At 45.9% G+C, this 18,719-nt stretch carries 19 protein-coding genes; 14 read left to right on the top strand and 5 right to left on the bottom strand.

Going from position 1 to position 18,719, the window contains the following annotated elements; genetic code table 11:
* Positions 1 to 272: 272 nt before the first annotated feature.
* From DCC85_RS01095 to DCC85_RS01125, 7 genes are all read left to right on the top strand, one after another.
* Complete coding sequence (locus DCC85_RS01095; protein ID WP_108463906.1) at positions 273 to 734, top strand: hypothetical protein; 462 nt, start codon at positions 273 to 275, stop codon at positions 732 to 734.
* A 290-nt stretch (positions 735 to 1,024) separates the two neighbouring features.
* Positions 1,025 to 1,753 (top strand): YheC/YheD family protein, encoded by a 729-nt coding sequence (locus DCC85_RS01100; RefSeq protein WP_108463907.1) that lies wholly within the window; start codon positions 1,025 to 1,027, stop codon positions 1,751 to 1,753.
* 41 nt (positions 1,754 to 1,794) lie between these two features.
* The gene (gene aepX, locus DCC85_RS01105) at positions 1,795 to 2,694 is read left to right on the top strand and encodes a phosphoenolpyruvate mutase (protein WP_108463908.1); all 900 of its coding nucleotides are present in this window, start codon (positions 1,795 to 1,797) and stop codon (positions 2,692 to 2,694) included.
* Positions 2,694 to 3,854 (top strand): phosphonopyruvate decarboxylase, encoded by a 1,161-nt coding sequence (gene aepY / locus DCC85_RS01110; protein WP_108463909.1) that lies wholly within the window; start codon positions 2,694 to 2,696, stop codon positions 3,852 to 3,854. The genes aepX and aepY overlap by 1 nt, the downstream gene beginning before the upstream one ends.
* Entirely contained in the window at positions 3,851 to 4,954 is a 1,104-nt protein-coding gene (locus DCC85_RS01115; RefSeq protein WP_108463910.1) for a 2-aminoethylphosphonate aminotransferase, read from the top strand. The genes aepY and DCC85_RS01115 overlap by 4 nt, the downstream gene beginning before the upstream one ends.
* Positions 4,955 to 4,975: 21 nt before the next feature.
* On the top strand, positions 4,976 to 5,719 hold the full coding sequence (locus DCC85_RS01120) for a YheC/YheD family protein (RefSeq protein ID WP_108463911.1): 744 nt from the start codon (positions 4,976 to 4,978) through the stop codon (positions 5,717 to 5,719).
* Between the two features lie 224 nt (positions 5,720 to 5,943).
* On the top strand, positions 5,944 to 6,396 hold the full coding sequence (locus DCC85_RS01125; RefSeq protein WP_108463912.1) for a hypothetical protein: 453 nt from the start codon (positions 5,944 to 5,946) through the stop codon (positions 6,394 to 6,396).
* 296 nt (positions 6,397 to 6,692) lie between these two features.
* Here the strand turns inward: DCC85_RS01125 and DCC85_RS01130 are convergent, their stop codons facing one another.
* Entirely contained in the window at positions 6,693 to 7,088 is a 396-nt protein-coding gene (locus DCC85_RS01130; RefSeq protein ID WP_108463913.1) for a VOC family protein, read from the bottom strand.
* Between the two features lie 157 nt (positions 7,089 to 7,245).
* Here DCC85_RS01130 and DCC85_RS01135 point away from each other — a divergent pair, with 157 nt between their 5' ends.
* The 3 genes from DCC85_RS01135 (at position 7,246) to DCC85_RS01145 (ending at position 9,444) form a co-directional block, all read left to right on the top strand.
* Positions 7,246 to 7,797 (top strand): PadR family transcriptional regulator, encoded by a 552-nt coding sequence (locus tag DCC85_RS01135; RefSeq protein WP_108463914.1) that lies wholly within the window; start codon positions 7,246 to 7,248, stop codon positions 7,795 to 7,797.
* A gap of 4 nt (positions 7,798 to 7,801) precedes the next feature.
* On the top strand, positions 7,802 to 8,785 hold the full coding sequence (locus DCC85_RS01140) for a BtrH N-terminal domain-containing protein (RefSeq protein ID WP_108463915.1): 984 nt from the start codon (positions 7,802 to 7,804) through the stop codon (positions 8,783 to 8,785).
* 158 nt (positions 8,786 to 8,943) lie between these two features.
* Positions 8,944 to 9,444, top strand: coding sequence for a GNAT family N-acetyltransferase (locus DCC85_RS01145; protein ID WP_108463916.1), 501 nt, complete (start codon positions 8,944 to 8,946; stop codon positions 9,442 to 9,444).
* Positions 9,445 to 9,574: 130 nt separating this feature from the next.
* Here the strand turns inward: DCC85_RS01145 and DCC85_RS01150 are convergent, their stop codons facing one another.
* Positions 9,575 to 10,678: a Gfo/Idh/MocA family protein gene (locus DCC85_RS01150; protein WP_108463917.1), complete on the bottom strand. Its 1,104-nt coding sequence runs from the start codon at positions 10,676 to 10,678 to the stop codon at positions 9,575 to 9,577.
* 115 nt (positions 10,679 to 10,793) lie between these two features.
* Here DCC85_RS01150 and DCC85_RS01155 point away from each other — a divergent pair, with 115 nt between their 5' ends.
* Entirely contained in the window at positions 10,794 to 11,636 is an 843-nt protein-coding gene (locus DCC85_RS01155; RefSeq protein ID WP_159081729.1) for a LysR family transcriptional regulator, read from the top strand.
* Positions 11,637 to 11,729: 93 nt separating this feature from the next.
* Complete coding sequence (locus tag DCC85_RS01160; protein ID WP_108463919.1) at positions 11,730 to 11,948, top strand: hypothetical protein; 219 nt, start codon at positions 11,730 to 11,732, stop codon at positions 11,946 to 11,948.
* 103 nt (positions 11,949 to 12,051) lie between these two features.
* On the opposite strand, the gene DCC85_RS01165 is transcribed toward DCC85_RS01160, so the two are convergent.
* Both DCC85_RS01165 and DCC85_RS01170 read right to left on the bottom strand, forming a co-directional pair.
* Complete coding sequence (locus DCC85_RS01165; RefSeq protein WP_108463920.1) at positions 12,052 to 14,472, bottom strand: M56 family metallopeptidase; 2,421 nt, start codon at positions 14,470 to 14,472, stop codon at positions 12,052 to 12,054.
* Complete coding sequence (locus DCC85_RS01170) at positions 14,469 to 14,849, bottom strand: BlaI/MecI/CopY family transcriptional regulator (RefSeq protein WP_108463921.1); 381 nt, start codon at positions 14,847 to 14,849, stop codon at positions 14,469 to 14,471. Before DCC85_RS01170 ends, DCC85_RS01165 begins: the two co-directional genes overlap by 4 nt.
* Positions 14,850 to 15,366: 517 nt before the next feature.
* Between DCC85_RS01170 and ahpC the strand changes: the two genes are divergently transcribed.
* Together ahpC and ahpF are read left to right on the top strand one after the other, a co-directional pair.
* The gene (gene ahpC / locus DCC85_RS01180; protein ID WP_108463923.1) at positions 15,367 to 15,930 is read left to right on the top strand and encodes an alkyl hydroperoxide reductase subunit C; all 564 of its coding nucleotides are present in this window, start codon (positions 15,367 to 15,369) and stop codon (positions 15,928 to 15,930) included.
* Between the two features lie 14 nt (positions 15,931 to 15,944).
* Positions 15,945 to 17,480, top strand: coding sequence for an alkyl hydroperoxide reductase subunit F (gene ahpF, locus DCC85_RS01185; protein WP_108463924.1), 1,536 nt, complete (start codon positions 15,945 to 15,947; stop codon positions 17,478 to 17,480).
* A gap of 85 nt (positions 17,481 to 17,565) precedes the next feature.
* Here ahpF and DCC85_RS01190 read toward each other — a convergent pair whose 3' ends face one another.
* Complete coding sequence (locus tag DCC85_RS01190; protein ID WP_108463925.1) at positions 17,566 to 18,696, bottom strand: DUF4261 domain-containing protein; 1,131 nt, start codon at positions 18,694 to 18,696, stop codon at positions 17,566 to 17,568.
* Positions 18,697 to 18,719: the final 23 nt, after the last annotated feature.

Consider the following 18,719-nt stretch of genomic DNA (forward strand, 5'->3'; position numbering starts at 1 on the left):
GAAAAAGGTTAATTTCTTTGTTCTTATGTCTGCTATTTTTGAACAGTACACAGTTAAGTATGACCTCAAAAGTGGCTGCAGCGAGTAGTTATAATGGGGCGTAGGGACAGGCAACTCTAAAATATAAAGATGAGTATAATAATGGGCAACTAAGCATTCAAGCATTAAATAACGGTGTTAAAATAACTTGGACTGGAAAGGAAACATCGGTAAATTCATTCCCAAAGGGTACTTTCAAGCTAGTAAAAGAAGTCACTATTGCAAATACAGAAATGAAGAAAATTGGAACCTTCTTAAGTAATTTTACTGAATTACATATAGAGCGTTTAAACTCGAACAATTTAAAAGATGCAGATTTAATTTATTTCGGAGTATGGCATAACTTTGTAAATAATTTCAACTCCACAATTTCAAACTATAGTGGTGGTCACCTGTTTATTTCTAAAGCCAAGATCGAGCAGTCGATAAAGAAGTTTTTCAATATTAAATTTAAAAGTCACAAATCTATACAAGGAATTAAGTTCAATGGAAAAGGCTACGTGTTTGATGGAGCATCCGGGGATCCGGTTGATTACGTTAAGGTAATTAATGTATATGATATGGGATCCAGTACGTTTGAAGTTTATGGTGAATTATATGCTGATCCTTATAGCTGGGTAGAAGCCGTTATTAAAAAGATTACAGAGAATAAGAAATCGAGGTATATTTTAATATCCTTATCAGTGAAGAATTAGAAGTGAAGAAAGGGCTCGCTACAGGGCTGTTTGGCCTTCATCTGTGGTTTTTTGGTTTTCATTGAAGGGACATTTATATGCTCAATTCATTCTGCCACCATCCATAGCACCGTGAGTGCTTTTTTTTTGTCTTCTTTTCCGGACTGCAGCTAGTACTGCGTTCAGATGACGGCGATTGCTTCTGACAGCAGCCTTTTAAATTTTTCTTCATGGGGATTTGTCTATACAGCGGAGAAGTCTCATGAATATGCTCTCTATATCTAAAATCCCAAGAGGGTAGGGTGATATCGTTGACAATTGGGAAAATGAAAAAGTACAGGGAGATGCTAAGTATCCCTGGTTTACGTCCACATTTACCTGAAACTCACTGGGCGACGAATTCCAGGATTTTAAGGATGCTGAAGGTCCACTCCTCCCTCTTTATAAAACCTAACCATGGGAGTGGTGGGAGTGGAATCATCCGTGTCAGGAGATTAAGAAGGGGGTATGAGGTTCGGTGTGGTTCAAGCCGGAAAGTTGTTGGACCGTCCTCCGTTTTAAGAGCAATTCATTCATTTCGGAAACCAAAGCATCGCTATTTGGTGCAGAAAGGTCTGCGATTAGAGAAGTATCATGGAACGATCTTTGATATCCGTGTATACCTGCAAAAGCCAAAACAAACTTGGATGATTGCGGGTGTAGCCGCACGTATTGCCGCACCCCATAAATTTGTGACCAATTACCATAAGGGGGGGCATGCAGAATCTTTGCAGAGGGTCCTCTTAAGTCTGTTTCAGAATAATCAAGCGAAAGTGGATGCCTATCATCAAAAAATAAAAAATATATCCATCACTGTTGCCCGAACCGTGAATAGGAGTCATCCCATTCATGAATTAGGAGTTGATCTTGCTATAGACAAGAATGGCCGGATTTGGATCATTGAAGCTAATTCACATCCGGGCCATATGTTGTTTACTCAACTCTCCGATCACACCATGATCAGAACGATTATGCATAACAAACGACTCATCGGGATATAAGCCTCGTATTGTTCACTTTATAGGCAAGGAGCAGAGTTTTAATGAAAAAAACAAAGGAGCTTAGAAACCTGATTGAATCCGAAAAGCTTGGATTTATCATGGAAGCCCATAATGGACTGTCTGCCAAAATCGTTGAGGAGGCAGGCTTTAAGGGGATTTGGGCCAGTGGATTATCGATCTCTGCGGCGATGGGAGTAAGAGATAATAACGAGGCCTCTTGGACACAGGTCTTGGATGTATTGGAATTTATGAGCGATGCGACGTCCATTCCGATTCTGCTGGATGGAGATACAGGATACGGTAACTTTAATAATGCTAGGCGCCTGGTCAAAAAGCTGGAGCAGCGGGATATTGCAGGGGTTTGTATAGAAGATAAGCAATTTCCTAAAATGAATTCTTTCATAAGCGGCCAATTACAGCCTATGGCGGATATCGAGGAATTTTGCGGAAAAATCAAGGCGATGAAAGATACGCAGACCGACGATGATTTTATGGTTGTAGCTAGAGTAGAGGCATTTATTACAGGGAGAGGACTCGGCGAGGCGCTGCGGCGAGCGGAAGCATACCGGAAGGCAGGTGCCGATGCAGTGCTCATCCACAGCAAGCGGCCAGATATTATGGAGATTGAGGCGTTCATGAAGGAATGGGCGGGAAGATTGCCCGTAGTGATCGTGCCTACGAAGTATTATTTGACGCCAACCGCCAAGTTTAGAGAGCTGGGGATTAGCCTTGTGATTTGGGCCAACCACAACTTGAGGTCATCCATTAAGGTTATGGAACAAGTGTCACGCAAAATCTATCAGGATGAGAGTCTTGTCCATATCGAGAAGGATATCGCAAGTATAGAAGAAGTGTTTAGGCTCCAAGGGGCAGAAGAACTGAAGGCTGCCGAACAGAAATATCTCCCGGCATCCAGCCCCGGCTCGAACGGGGAGATGTAATGGACACAGGAATTTTTGGAGAAAATCTCAGACAATTAGGATATACCTTCTACAGCGGAGTGCCCTGCTCTTACCTGAAAAATTTAATCAATTATGCGATTAATGAATATGATTATGTGGCCGCGGCCAACGAGGGGGATGCCGTTGCTATCGCATCTGCTGCTTATCTAGGAGGGCAGAAGTCGGTTGTGCTTATGCAAAATTCAGGTCTCACCAACGCGATTTCACCGCTATCCTCCCTGAACTACCCTTTTCGTATTCCGCTGCTTGGATTTGTCAGCCTTCGCGGAGAGCCAGGTGTCCCTGACGAGCCTCAACATGAACTTATGGGCAAGGTCACGACGCAAATGCTGGAATTAATGGACGTGGAGTGGCAGTATCTCTCCAGGGATTTGGAAGAGGCCCAGAAGCAGCTGATTCAAGCCGATGAGCTGGTTGCGCAGAATCGGCCCTTCTTCTTTGTGGTTAAGAAAGGGACCTTCGATACAGAACCTTTGAAAAAGCAGCAAAACCTCATTCATTCAAACGAGATTATTCGTCGTGTGTATAAAGACAATCAGAGGCCTACACGGCATGAGGCATTAGCTGTGATCAATTCGGTCAAGGACAAGGAGACGGTACAGCTTGCAACCACCGGCAAAACAGGACGAGAGCTCTATGAAATTGAAGATTCCGCCAACAATTTGTATATGGTGGGCTCTATGGGATGCATTAGTTCCTTCGGACTTGGACTCGCCCTAAGTCAGCCTGACAAAAATATTGTGGTGATTGACGGAGATGGCTCTTTATTAATGCGCATGGGAAGTCTGGCGACAAATGGGTACTACAGCCCTGGCAATATGATTCATATTCTGCTCGATAATAATGCTCACGAATCGACAGGCGGACAAAGCACAGTGTCCCATAATATTGATTTTGTAAACATCGCCGCTTCCTGCGGTTATACGAAGTCGATCCATGCCCATAACCTCGAAGAATTGGAAGCTTGTATGCATGAATGGAAAAAGACTAAAGGGCTTACTTTCCTGTATATCAAAATATCCAAGCAGTCCAAGGAGCAGCTCGCTCGTCCGGCTATAAAGCCTTACGAAGTAAAAGAACGATTACAGCGGTTCCTCCAGATCGATTCCATAGAGATCAAGGAAGTGGATGGCTCATGAGTCCCGCCGTAAAGAGAAATATTTTGCTCACTCCAGGTCCGGCAACGACAACAGAAAGTGTGAAATGGTCCCAGGTAGTCCCGGATATATGCCCCCGCGAAGCCGTGTTTGGCGAAATTATGGAGCATATTTCTACGGAGCTTACTCATTTGGTTGGGGACCCGGAACATGATCAGACGGTACTGTTTGGCGGATCAGGTACTGCAGCTGTTGAATCCATGATTAGTTCCGTCCCGGGTCATAACGCCATGATCATTGTGAATAATGGCGCTTATGGAAAGCGGATGTGCGAGATCGCCGAAGTCTACGGCATCAATTATTTAGAATTCAAGAGTCCCTATGATGACGCTCTTGATTTGGATGCGTTAGAGAAGTATATCCAATCCTCTGACCGCATTATTTCTCATCTGGCCGTAGTACATCATGAGACAACAACGGGTCTGCTGAACAATGTGGAGGAAATCGGCTTATTGTGTAAAAAGCATCAGATCGACATGATGGTGGATGCGATGAGTTCATTTGCCGCCATCCCGCTTCAAATGAAGAAGATGAACATTTCGTTTCTCGCATCGAGTTCCAATAAGAATTTGCAGGGGATGCCCGGGGTTTCATTTGTGATAGCAGAAAAAAGTAAACTAGAAAATTTGAAGGAGAAGAAACCGAGAAGCTATTATTTGAATCTGTACGCCCAATATCAATATTTTGCTGAAAAGGGACAGATGCGTTTTACACCACCCGTACAGACCTTGTACGCGCTTAGGCAAGCCATTCAGGAGTTAAAGCAGGAAGGTGTGGCCCAACGTTACGAAAGATACAAGGCATCTTGGAAAACTTTAATCAGCGGCCTAAAGAGGCTGGGATTAACCTATCTCGTCCCTGATGAGTATCACTCCAAGATAATTACGTCCATTCTTGAACCTTATTCGGGTTTTGATTTCGAGTCGATGCATGATTATTTTTATAGCAAAGGCATTATGATTTATCCTGGCAAACTAGATGGACTGAAGACGTTTCGGATTGCCAATATCGGGGATATCACGTCCAAGGATATCGAGGTATTTTTGGAATTGCTAACAGATTATCTGGGCAACACGAAGTGAACATGAGAAAGGTGGACTCCCATGAGATCGTTAACAAAAAATAAATGGAAAAAGTATTTGTTTTTAAAAAACTATGGTCCCCTCGTTCCATATTTGCCCGAAACTCAGAGGTTGAGCGGCCACTCCTTTAACGCTCTTTTGCAAAAATACCATAATGTCATTGTGAAACCAGTATGGGGGAGCCGCGGCCGAGGTGTCATTCAAGTCTCCTATTTGGGGCACAACAGGTATGCCATACACTATGAAAACGTGAGAAAAGTTGGGCGAGGAAGAAGGAATGCCTATCGTTATATCCGGGGAAAAATCGGTCCTGCCGAATATATGATCCAACGAAGAATTCATCGCCCGACCATAAACAATAGACCCTTTGATATGAGAGTGATCGTTCAACGGAAACAATACTCCTCTCAATGGGTAGTTACGGCAAAGGTAGTCAAGGTCGCAGGCAAGGGCTACATTGTCTCCAACAATTCGCGAAGTAAGGGGCAATTGCTTAAGTTTAGTACGGGTATTCGGAATTCATCCATTAGGCACCTGCCTATCAATGCTTTGGAATCGCAGATTAATGGAGTTTCAATTCTTACCGCTAAGAGATTGGCAAGGTTTTTCCCTGGGCACCGTATTTATGGCCTGGACATTGCAACCAATCAGCATGGGCGTGTTTCCATTATTGAAGCCAATCTTTATCCGTCAATGTCCCATTTTTATAAACTGAAGGATAGAACGGTGTATCAGCGAATACTAGCCTATAAGCAAGGATGGTAGAAGCAACTTTATGACAACCAGTTGGACAGGGAAACAACTCTAACGTTCCCCTATGAATGATAAAAAGGTGACCTGAATAGGTTGCTTTTTTGTTATTTCAAAAGGAGATGGAAGATCTGCGTAGTATGTTTTAATTAACAGTAGTTTACTTCTAAGGGAGGTATAATTTGGATAACACTTGAATTTGCTGAAAATCTATTTTGGAGAAAATCCGGAGGGGATGTATGAGTAACTATAGTTTGAAATTTTCTCTGTTAGGCCTGTTGGTATACGCATTACAGCTGCTTCCTAATATCATTTGGAAGCTTGCGCCCCCAGCGAATAATGTACTTACGAAAAACAGCTCTCCCTATAATATACTAAATATTATAGAGGGATTGTTTGGGATGATCACCGTTATTCTTATGATTGTTCTGATCAGTAAAGGTGAAGGAAAAAGCAGCAGCCTTTATATTTGGCTAGCTATTATTTTTTTGGCAGCCTATTATATTTCTTGGATTTTCTATTACAGTGGGGTGGTTTCTCCATGGTTATTGATCCTAGGGATTGCCGCCATGCCGCCTTTGTATTTCTTTTTTGCCGGGCTTTGGATGAGAAACTATGTTCTTCTCGTGCCCTGTGCTATTTTTGGGGTTGTTCATATTTTAATTACGTGCAGTACTTATTTGAAAGCTTGACGCATTATCTTAACACCTACGCAGTATATTCACTCCCTTCATCAGTTCCCGAAGACCTTGTGGTTAGATCATCAGGTTTCCCCTGAGGACGGAACTTTCTCTGTCAGGCTTGCCTATAGATCCGGCGGGTTATGGAGTGTGCTAACCTATTGGATTTCTTCTGGCTGCAGGCAGTCTTCAGGCGAACTTGCGAGTATCATTCATGGGTCAAATTAAAAAAATCCACAATCTGTGAGGATTGTGGATTTGCTCTTCTATAGTAATGCAGTTTATGAATCTTAATTGAAAAAAACTAGCTATTTCGCGTTCTCATCCGGCTGATGAATGCCGAAGATATTGCCTTCTGTGTCGATGTAATACCCTTGCCAAGCCATTCCGGGCAAAGCATGTTTGGCCACAGCCACCTTGCCTCCAAGATCAAGGATTTTTGCCTCAGTAGAATCATAATCTTCAATTCCCATGGTGCATGCGTAACCATTTACGGCCTGACCAGGTTCTGGAGCAGGGCCTTGGCGCTGCATTAAAGCTCCGTTAACTCCAGGCTCACTTGCTTCGCCAGTTACAGCTCCGAAATAAGGAACTCCCGCATAGTCAGTCCAATCCTGAAACGTCCATCCAAATACCTCACCGTAGAACTTCTTGGCACGCTCCATGTCATCCACATGGATTTCGAAATGAATTAATCTGCCCATCATTGCCCTCCTCTAGAGTTTGCATGAACTTCTACATCTACTTCTACCTGCAGGATGAACTCTCCTTCTCTAATATTAAGAATAATCCTTGATTGATTCTAATATTACAGTGGTGTTATAATACACGCATGAAATATTAACGATGAGGAGTCTCTCCATGAACCAGCTTTCGAATGTTGAATTTATGCTATTGCAAATTATTGCGGAATGCAATCAAGCGTCAGGTTACGACATTAATAAGTTAATCGATCAACGCGGCTATCGGGAATGGGCGAATATCGGTACGACTTCGATTTATGCAGGGCTGAAGAAATTGAGCAATAAAGGATTGATCGAGTCTGAGGATTCACGCGAGAAGTCCGGTAAAGGACCTATGCCGATCCGATTTGTCATAACGGAAGTCGGTATGACTACGCTGAGGAATGAAATCATCGCCTGCCTATCTTCTTCGCGAGAGCGCGATAACCGATTCGATCTAGGGCTTGCCGCTTTATCCTTTATCGATAAGGACGAAGCGATTGACGCTTTGCGGAAACGGCTAGATTTTCTTGGGGAAACTTTAAAAAATATAAGGCAGAAGTACGAATCGCAAGGCCACACTCGCTTGCCGCTGTACGTAAGGGTACTTTTCCTTCATCCGATGAGTCTTATTGAGAGTGAGCAAGCTTTTGTTACGAAAATAATCAATGAATTGTTGGAGGAGACGTAAGGTCATGCCTAATATCATTGAAGGTTTCAGTCCTTTTCAAGGGGAACATTGCGAGACGACAACAATAGGCAATTTACTTCAATTTGCGGGAGTCCGACTATCGGAGCCGATGTTATTCGGCCTTGGGCAAGGGTTGGGATTTATTTATTGGGATTCGAAGGGGATGGACTTTCCTTTTATAGGGGGAAGGGTAAAGCCGGATGAATTAGCTGCTTGCCTAGCATCCCGGCTCAACTTCATCATCAAGGCGAAAGAAACTTCGTCCGTTGAAAAAGCGTGGCAGAACGTACGGAGCTTCATCGAATGCGGAATTCCGGTGGGGCTTAAGTTGGACTCCTACTATTTGGATTATTTCACGAACAAAGTGCACTTTGCAGCCCACTATGCGGTAATATACGGCATGGATGACGAATACGCCTACATGGCGGATACTAGACAACAGGGAGGACTTGTGAAGACGAGCTTGGCCCATCTGGCTATGGCTAGAAACGCAAAGGGACCCATGAGCTCCAGAAATCGTTCCTTTACGATCGAGCCGATCGGCACCCAACCGCCGCTTCTGCCCGCTATACGTTCATCCTTAACCAAGAATGCATATGACTATTTGAATCCGCCTATTCGCAATATGGGCAATAAAGGCATTATAAAAATGAGCAATGAAATCCTGAAATGGCCTTCTCGCAGCAAGAACTTTGAGCATGATCTATGCTTGACTGCGTTATTAATGGAAAGAGCGGGAACCGGCGGCGCTTTGTTTCGGAATCTATATCGAGATTTTCTAAAAGAATGCGTGGATCTGTTTGGAGACTCAAAAGTAGAACAGGCATACTTGCTGTTTACTGAAATCGCTCCAATATGGGTTAACGTTTCTTCTTTGATTGACCTTGCAGGAAGAACGGGAAACCCGCTGGAGCTATCCCAAGCTTCCAAGCTTTTGCTCGAGATTGCGGATAAAGAACGCATAGCTATGGGGTTCTTATGTAATTAAGAGGCTGAGTTCCTAGATAGTTGTTGCTTAGGAAGCCATTTTCTGAATTTCGCGCTGGCTCTGATCCTCCATGCCGAAGAATTGTAAATCAGCAGATACAATGCTAACATAGCAGCAACCGAGCATATAAGTTTATTGTTGAAAAGGATGTGCAGAATATGCAGCTTACTCTGGAGAAGGTAGAGACAAAAGATCAGGTAGCTTCACTAGCGCAAATGGCGGGTGAGATCTGGCACGAATATTACATTCGTATCATATCTAAGGAGCAAATTGATTACATGGTGGAGAAGTTTCAGTCCGTACCTGCCATTACTCAGCAGATGGAGTCGGACGGTTACGAGTATTATTTCCTGAATGCAGGCGGTACCAACGTTGGATATGTGGGCGTTAAGCCAGAACAAGACAAGCTGTTCCTGAGTAAATTCTATGTTTTGCAGGCACAGCGGGGAAATGGATATGCCAGTCAGGCGATGACTCTTCTGGTCGATATGTGCAAGCAGCGGGGTCTGCGGGCCATCTGGTTGACGGTCAACCGGCATAATGATTCTACGATTGCTGTTTACGAGAAAAAGGGATTTAAGACCGTCCGCACCCAGGTTGCGGATATAGGTGGCGGCTTTGTGATGGATGACAATATTATGGAGAAGACCCTCGTATAATCAATATTTGGTGAATCAGCTTAGGAGCCCCAGATAGTCATGAGAGATGACTTAGGGGCTCCTTTTTGTGAGTTTAATTTCTTTAGTTCATTTTATATAGCTACGTGGTGCGCATAGGGGAGCCTAGGATTTACATGCTTACCTTTTCCCCTGTAATTGCTGACCGCTCGATGGCTGTGATTAGTTGATGCAATTTCCATGCCTCATAAAAATCCGGCGTTTCACGGGTATGGCAGAGGATATCCTTCGCAAAAGACTGGTGGGCCCGATATACATTGGTAAAAGGAGCTTTGGACTCATCCTCCTTAACTACGATGAAATCATCAGGTTTACTGCTTGCAATACTCTGAGATGAATCATACTTCGCCAATGCGACACGAAGCCCGCCATATTGCGGATGGCCGATAGACTTGGGCTGGGTGAGTCTGATGACCCCGCATTCTCCTTGGATCTCCAGGCAAAACTCCGGATAAGCTCCTCCTTGCAGATGAACGCTGATGGGGAGATACCCCTTTATTTTCCCTTGGATGAGGTATTGATCTTCGGTGTTCTTGTCGACGGTGCCGTCATGATCTGTCAGCCGGGCTTCTGTATAGTGCCTGTGATGGCTTGCTTGAACCTCGGTAAATGGGCCGAGAACGTAGGTTGCGATATCTAGCGCATGTCCTCCATTAATGCTCAGCAGGGTCGCTCCATTTCTTCGATCAAGGATATAGCTGCTGGCCTGGTCCACCCAATTGCCCTTGGCCTGTGTGGAGACCTTCATATGGACCGACAAAATTCTGCCGATCTCGTCATGGTCTATCATCTGCTTGACTAGCTTCACCTCATCAGACTGGCGGGATTGGAGGCCAATTGCATGCTTGACGGGAGACTGCTTGAGCTCCTTCATGATCATCTCAGCTTCGCGGTGATCTGCGGCGAGAGGCCACTCGCAATAAAGGTGCTTGTTCGCCCGGATCGCCTCTTGTACGATTTCCTTGTGAAACGGAGCTTTGACGCTGATAACGACCATATCTACGTGATCTGAGGCAAGCATTTTCTGATAATGATCGTAAGCTTCGATGTCTCCAAGCTGTCGTGCGGCTTCTTGGGCAGAAGCCATATTTGTGGTAGCAACAGCCGTAATCTGATGGTTCTTGCTCTCGATTAGGGCGGGAATATGTGTGGCGCTGGCCCATCGGTTCCGCAGGGAGCCTCCGATAATGCCAACTTTGATTCGTTCATCGTTCATGAAGCTTTCCTCCTCTTATGCAGGTAACAGCAGTATAAAACGTTGTAGATATCATGAATAATGTTTATATTTGATGGAGATATCATTTATTTTGATAGGAGAGGGGCGGGACAAGTTGGATATAGAGAATATGAGGGCCTTCATTACTGTGGCAGAACATCAGAGCATCTCTACGGCTGCCAGAGAGCTTCACCAGCTCCAATCGAATATGACTGCGAAGATCAAGCGAATCGAAGGCGAATTTGGCAGAGAGCTCTTCTACCGAAGGCCAAGAGGGGTGGAACTGAACGAAGAGGGGAAGAAGCTCTACCTACAGTTCAAGAAGATCGTGGCCTTGTGGGAAGAAACCCGCAGTATGATGCACGAAGAGGCTCCGCTGCTGAGGCTTGGGCTCATGGTCAGCAAGAACCCTGCGAGCTTTGATGAGGCCATGCAGGAGTTATATGAGAAGTATCCGAACCTGGGCGTGACGATTAGAACGGGAAGTGCCTCCAAGATTGAAGAGGAAATTGCAAGTGCTGTGATTGATCTGGGGTTTCTCGTCGGGACAACGCATCATGGATCGCTTCATTTCAGAAAGTACGGTTCCGAGAAATTGGTCCTGGTCGGCAAGAATATCCATAAGCCTCTTGGGGAGATTTTAGCCCACGATCAGCTCATCGTATCCTCTCAGAACTGCTACTATAAGAAGGTATTTGACGTTCTACGGGAAGAGCACGGCGTGTCAAGATCAGACTTTGTTGAAATTGCCGCACTGGAATCTATGATCAAGATGTGCCAGTTGGGGATGGGGGTAACCTTAATCCCGAAATCCGATCTGGCCAGATTGGGAATAGCCAAATTTAGAGAGCTGGATCATAGCTGCTGCATCATTGAGAAGTATATCTGTACCCGAAAAAACCACATCGTCACAGGGATTGAGCAGCAGCTGATCCAGAGGATCGTCACCACCAGTTAAGGCTAGTGATGTGATAAATGTCACGGAAAGCAGATGTCTAAATTTTGAATAATAGCGCTAGTAATAATAATACTCAAAAGGAGGCATGGGAACGTGACAGCTAGTCGTGATTCCGTGGAGCAAGATTACATTATTGAGCATCTGAAAGATCGATTTGGATGCAGGGTGCTGTGGAGCGAAGGGCGTCCATGCCTGGAGTATGAGAGCGAAGAACAGCTGAGTCAAATCACTGAGTACATACAAGTTAAATTTGAGGTAGAGCTGCTGGATGTGTTTTTTACCGCTGTTGAGAGCCTGCCGATCGAACCCTAGAGTTTCATACAGCCGGAGTTCCTGATAGTAGCCGGCCCAATGCATGAAGGCTCATTCCTTCTTATACATCAGTTGGAATGAGCCTTATTACAAAGTGAGATATTTAGTTCTTCCACGGCAACGTGGTATACGACGGTAAATCGACGGACCAGTTCACATTTTTGAACTTCTTCTCTACAACGGTTCGTTTCAGCGTTAGTGTTGAGATGTTATCCGGTACACCTTTTACTATGAAATTGAATTCATCCCAGAAGTTCTCCCCATTTTCCATGGCATGTGAATATCCCTCTCGCTGAACGGAGTACTCGGTTCCTTTCGAATCAAGGGCAACCCATTCCTCTGAATGATCCACGTTTGTATACAAAGCGGTACCGCTTAAGCGGAGGTTCCTTGTCCCCGTATCAGGATCTGTTTCAACACGCTGCTTCTTCAGGGTAATCTTGTCCCCTGCATCTTCAAATACGACAGGCTGCTTTAGTAGCTTGGCCAGGTCAATTTTAACCGAAGCCTCTTGGTTTATCGGCAGACTGTACCCATCAAGTACAAACCGGACGTGTTTGAGCTCTGGTGATACTATTTTTGTTAACCATGTTCTGGACCAATGGACCACACTTGAGTTAGGGTTGTATACTTGTCTAACTTCGAAGGGGCGGGAACTATCGCCAAAATACTTCACCTTCTCCTGGGGATCGTCGGTTTCGAGATGATACCAAAGCGTAACATAGCGTCTCCAGTCCGGGCCGACCCGTCTAGCCAGTGCTTCATTTAGGCTTAGATCGATATCCAGTCGCAATCCGTTCGGGGTCCGAAAAAACTGCTTCATCCCCATCTGCAGCCCTTCCGGCGTAGTATAGCTCACGCTCAGCTCCTCTTTATTTCCCAACTTTTTGGCTTGGGCCATATCAAGAGTGAACTCAAAATCCCATTTTACCCCGACTTTTTCGCGCTTCATACTGTCCTTCTTAGTCGCCCAAATATGATCCGCTTTACCCTGGACGATAATCTGATCTGGCGGCGTGTCTGTGAACAGGAATACATATTCCTCAAAGTTTGGACTTACGCCTCCTAATGAGGTTGCTGGACTAGCAACCACGTTACCGGCCGGATCCTTGATATAGATGCCGCCATCCTCAAGCGGAGAATGGAGGAACTGGCCGTCCGGACCAAAATGCTTAGCGATGATCACGATCCGCGAATTGTCGACCATCACATTTTCAATTTCAAATCGATATCCCTTATTCTCTAATTTAATGTTCGGATGGGTGACGAGGCCCAGTTGCTTGGAAGTCATGTAATCGTCGTATCCCATCCAATCCTTCATATCAGCCTCGGTAGAGACGGAAGCTGATGCGGCTTTATCATCGCCCTCCACCTTGGCGTTGGTTAGAGTAATGCCCACAATTATCGCGATGATGATAAGGCTTAGGGCCGTTCGTTTTACTGAAGATTTTTTAAATAACGCAATCATCGTAATTCTCCTTTTGATTTCCCGGCGGTTCTTGGAAAAATAGGCGGCAGCAAGCAGCCCCGGCGGCCTTCCCGCCAAGGTTTCGAGCAGCTTGATGAGGGTGTATCCATATTGCCTTGCTTCATCCGGATCGATATACGAAACCGTCTTGGCGTCGCACGACAGCTCCTGATCCTCTCGCATTTTGCGATAGGCGTACCATAAGATCGGATTGAACCAGTGAATGATTAGAAAAATCGTCATGGCCCAGTTGAAGGCAATATCCTTTCTTTTGTGATGAACCAGTTCATGGAGGAAGATATACTTGATTTCATTCGCTGAGAATTTGTCCACGAGGGTCGTGGGCAGCAAGATGCTCGGTGACCACAGTCCGTGCAGTGCCGGGCCAACACCTTGCCTTGTCATCCGCAGCGAGATTGAACGTCGAATGCCCAGCTTGTCTTTACAAGACTGAAGCAGCTTCAGAAGCTCTGGGTTGGTCGTGTCAGAAGAGCCATTAACCATACTTCTGGTAAATTTCCGGTTAACCCGGATAAGGTGAATGGACAGCGCGAGGGCTCCTATAAGCCATATTCCAAACAGGACAACATAGGTGATATCTGCTGTAGTTAACTCGACGTGATGATGGGATGAAGGGTTCGCCGACTCTACCTGTGCGTCTGCTGACGCTGTACGGTATGCTGGGTTGCCGCTAACATCGATGTTGCTGCTTGGCACTGTACCTTCTGTTGCTGGTTTTGCCTCACCGGCGCTCTTCAGTTCTCTGTCCGCTGCTTCCCCCATCCACGCGTCTATCCTAGAGCTTGGCTCGGAAACGGAGAACAGATTGTAGATGCTGATTGAGCTTTCAGGGACCCACGGAAGCAAAGCCCGAAGGAGGACGACCAGCCATAGTGCATACTGCCACTTCACCGGAAGCCTAGTCTTTAGTGTCCATTTAAGAAGCAGCACCAAGCCAACCAGGATACTGACCATGACCGAGGTTTCGAACAGCCAGTTCACCAAGTGGGGAATCCGCAACTGAGCAGTCATCACAGCAGTCACTGCCATATTCATTGCCTATCCTTCTTATTGTCGAGAATTTGCTTGAGTTCCTTAATTTCTTCCTCGGTGAGCCGCTCCTCTTTCAAAAATTGCGCAAACATCGGCTTAAGCGCGCCTCCGAATAGCCGCTGTAGAAACGATGCACTTTCTGCTCTGACACATTCCTCTTCTGATACAAGAGGGGTGTAGTAGTAGGTCTTTCCTTCCTTGTAAAAGTCCAGTGCCTTCTTCTTCAGCAGACGATTGATCAAGGTCTTAATGGTTGCTGGCTTCCAGTCTTTATCATCACTTAGAGCGGCAATGACGTCATTTGCTGTGGCTGGTGATATTTGCCAAAAAATCTTCATCACATCCCATTCGCTTTCGGATATCCGTGGAATTTGCGGCATACTAAATCCTCCAATTAAAATTTACAAGCGTAATCGATCGATGCCCTAAAGTTTACAACTGTAAACGGACCTTTGTCAATAACCCGTGGGAAGTGACTTATTTGCTCTAAAACTTGATGCACACGGGGAAAGGAGCGAGCCCCTCACTCACGCAGAATGTATCGTGCAAGGCTAGACGAGGGGGGAAAGGACAGCTGGGGCTGCAGCAGCAGCTGCCAGCGACAGATCATTAGCGGAATACGATCCTCACCGGGTGTATATGATATTGAACAGCTGCTGAAATTAGAGGATATTTTGCCATCAATCGAGAAGTTTATTTCAATACAGTTTAGGATTCATGAGGAGGGGGAAGCATCGAAAAATAAATTATGAAGACTTGATGAAGTCGTTTGACAATGAGACTCATTCGCATATAATAATTATTATAAATAAAGTTTAGGACGGAGGACGGTTTAATACTTGTCTTTCAAGTTCTATACTAATAACGAATCAAAAATTTCTAGGAGGTATAGTTACCATGGCATTGATTGGAACAGAGGTACTCCCTTTTACAGCACAAGCATATCACAACGGTGAATTTATTGAAGTTACTGAAGCAAATCTGAAAGGAAAATGGAGTGTAGTTTGCTTCTACCCAGCAGACTTCACATTCGTTTGCCCTACAGAGCTTGAAGACTTGCAGGATCAATATGCAACATTGAAGGAACTGGGTGTTGAAGTATACTCCGTATCCACGGACTCCCATTTCGTTCACAAAGCTTGGCACGACAGCTCCGAAGCTATCGGCAAAGTAACTTACATCATGATTGGTGACCCTTCCCACACGATCTCCCGTAACTTTGACGTGTTGATCGAGGCAGAAGGTGTTGCTAACCGTGCAACCTTCATTATCGACCCAGATGGCGTGATCCAAACTGTTGAAATTACAGCTGATGGCATCGGACGTGATGCAAGCACATTGATCGACAAGATCAAAGCTGCTCAATACGTTCGCAACCATCCAGGTGAAGTATGCCCTGCAAAATGGAAGGAAGGCGCAGAAACTCTGAAGCCAAGTCTTGATCTTGTAGGCAAGATCTAAGGAGAGAATAGATTATGAAACTGGATGCAGACATAAAACAGCAACTGGAGCAATACCTTCAGCTTTTAGAAGGCGATGTTCTGCTGAAAGTTAGTGCTGGAACGGATTCGGTATCCAATGACATGCTGGACTTGGTTCATGAACTGTCCAGCATGTCCAGCAGAATTACAGTAGAGCAGGCATCATTGCCTAGAACTCCAAGCTTTAGCGTGAACCGTGGCGCAAGTGAAGACATGGGGATCACGTTCGCTGGGGTTCCGCTCGGCCACGAATTTACATCACTAGTTCTCGCTTTGCTTCAAGTTAGCGGAAGAGCTCCTAAGGCTGAACAAAGCGTAATTGACCGGATCAAAGGCATTCAAGGTGAATATCACTTTGAAACTTATGTAAGCTTGTCCTGTCACAATTGTCCGGATGTCGTGCAGGCGCTGAACATGATGAGTGTTCTGAATCCGAACATTACCCATACCATGATCGACGGTGCAGCTTTCAAAGAAGAGGTAGAAAGCAAGGAAATTATGGCGGTACCTACCGTGTATCTGAACGGGGAATTCTTTGAGAGCGGCCGAATGACTATAGATGATATCCTCTCTAAGCTGGGGACTTCGGATGATGCATCTGAGTTCGCAAGTAAAGAGCCTTACGATGTATTGGTTGTCGGGGGCGGACCAGCTGGGGCAAGTGCAGCGATTTATGCAGCACGCAAAGGGATTCGCACAGGGATCGTTGCCGAACGCTTTGGCGGACAGGTCAATGATACCTTGGGCATCGAGAACTTCATCAGTGTGAAATACACCGAAGGGCCTAAGCTCGCTGCAAGCCTTGAAGAGCATGCGAAGGGTTATGGCATTGACATCATGAAGGCACAGCGTGCGAAGCGTCTTGAGAAGAAGGACCTCGTCGAGATTGAGCTGGAGAATGGCGCGGTTCTGAAGAGTAAGACGGTCATTCTCTCCACGGGTGCCCGCTGGCGCAACCTGGGGGTTCCTGGTGAAGCGGAATTCAAGAACAAGGGCGTGGCTTATTGCCCGCACTGTGACGGTCCTCTATTTGCAGGAAAGCATGTAGCAGTCGTTGGCGGGGGCAACTCCGGCATCGAGGCAGCGATTGACCTCGCAGGCCTTGCAGAGCATGTGACCGTGCTGGAATTCATGCCAGAGCTCAAGGCAGACTCTGTCTTGCAGGAACGTCTGAACAGCTTGCCGAACACGACCGTCATCAAGAATGCTCAAGTGAAGGAAATTACCGGAACGAGCAAGGTTGATGGTATCAGCTACATCGAACGCGAGAGCGGCGAAGTGAAGCACATTGAGCTGCAGGGTGTATTTGTGCAAATCGGCCTCGTGCCTAATACAGACTGGTTAGGGGATACCGTTGAACGTACACGCACGGGTGAAATTGTGGTGGACGCTCATGGGGCAACTAACATTCCTGGAGTATTTGCAGCAGGGGACTGCACCAACACACCTTACAAACAAATTATTATCTCGATGGGATCAGGCGCTACAGCGGCGCTAGGCTCCTTCGACTATCTTATCCGCCATCAGTAATTTTTTATATTTGGGGTATATTAGAAAGGCCACCTATAGAAGGTGGTCTTTCTGTGTATCCGTAAGTTGGACGGATTGCTGCTCTTTAATACTTAATTTTGATGGTGTCCCCTTGGACATATACTCCTTCAGATCGTGCAATAGGCAGTTTCTGGTCTGCGGTGAAGCCGATCGTCTCCCCATCCCGCAGTGTCACATCTTCTTCTACCACATAAGCGGAAATGGTAATGAGGAAATCCCTCAGCTCATTAGGTGAAGCCTGGCTGTTTAGAATTTCAATTTCGTCTTTGCCAAAGGTGCTTAAGCCATAGGTATATCCGCTGACCCCTTCCTCTGTGGCTACAAGGCCAAAGTGAACCAGGTTAAGCAGAGGTACGACCTCGTCAGACTTCATCATATTAGCAAATTCTATGTAAAGCTCGGGTTGAAAGACGGTGCCAGAGGTATAGATACCTATGGCATTCGGCAGCTTCAGGCAGCTGGCCGCCACTTTGGTGTAGAGCTTGCCGCTCTCAAGCGGAGAGCCGGAACGGGTGAATACGGCCAGAATGATCTGCGCGACATGCGTCCGGGTGACCTCTGCGGCTTCTTTCCATAGGTAATTCCCCTGGGCAAAATACTCAGCTTCTCCGTCCGGTACAGGAGCCTTCACAAAGCTTAAGGCCACCATGAAGTCATCTGCATTGAAGACGAGAATTCCTTCCTTCCCTTCCTCTGCACTAGATTCTTCCCCTTCGGGAGGGGAACAGGAGATATTCCAGTCTTGAAGCAGATTATTCTTGATCTGGTCCATGTCGCATTCAGGGGAATTCAGCAGAATAAATCCGTTGAAGATGCCGGAAGAGTCATCATCATCCCCGCCGGATTCCTGCTGTGCTTGCTCTTTTTCAATAGCAGCCGCCTGCTGCATCCAGTATTCACGGATCATCTCTACCATGGCGATAGCTTCTTGCTTGGCTGTGGCCGGATCATAGGGCTGCATCTCGCTGAAAATATGGCCGCAGTGCTCTGTATCGGCTGCATGCTCGTAGCCTCCGCATACGCCGAGAAGCCACTTGCCGAGCATATTTTTCTTGTACCGGAAAATATAGTAGTGCATGCCGTGCAGATCAAATTCCTCGGCGATTTCAATTCGGCTGGGTTTCCGGCCGAGCTCGTGTTCGTCTGCCAGCCAGTCAATCATAGACTGCATGGCTGCTTGCTGTTGGTCTGTCATAAGTTTCCCCCTTTGCAATGGCG

The sequence above is a fragment of the Paenibacillus sp. CAA11 genome, assembly GCF_003060825.1.
Taxonomy (GTDB): domain Bacteria; phylum Bacillota; class Bacilli; order Paenibacillales; family Paenibacillaceae; genus Fontibacillus.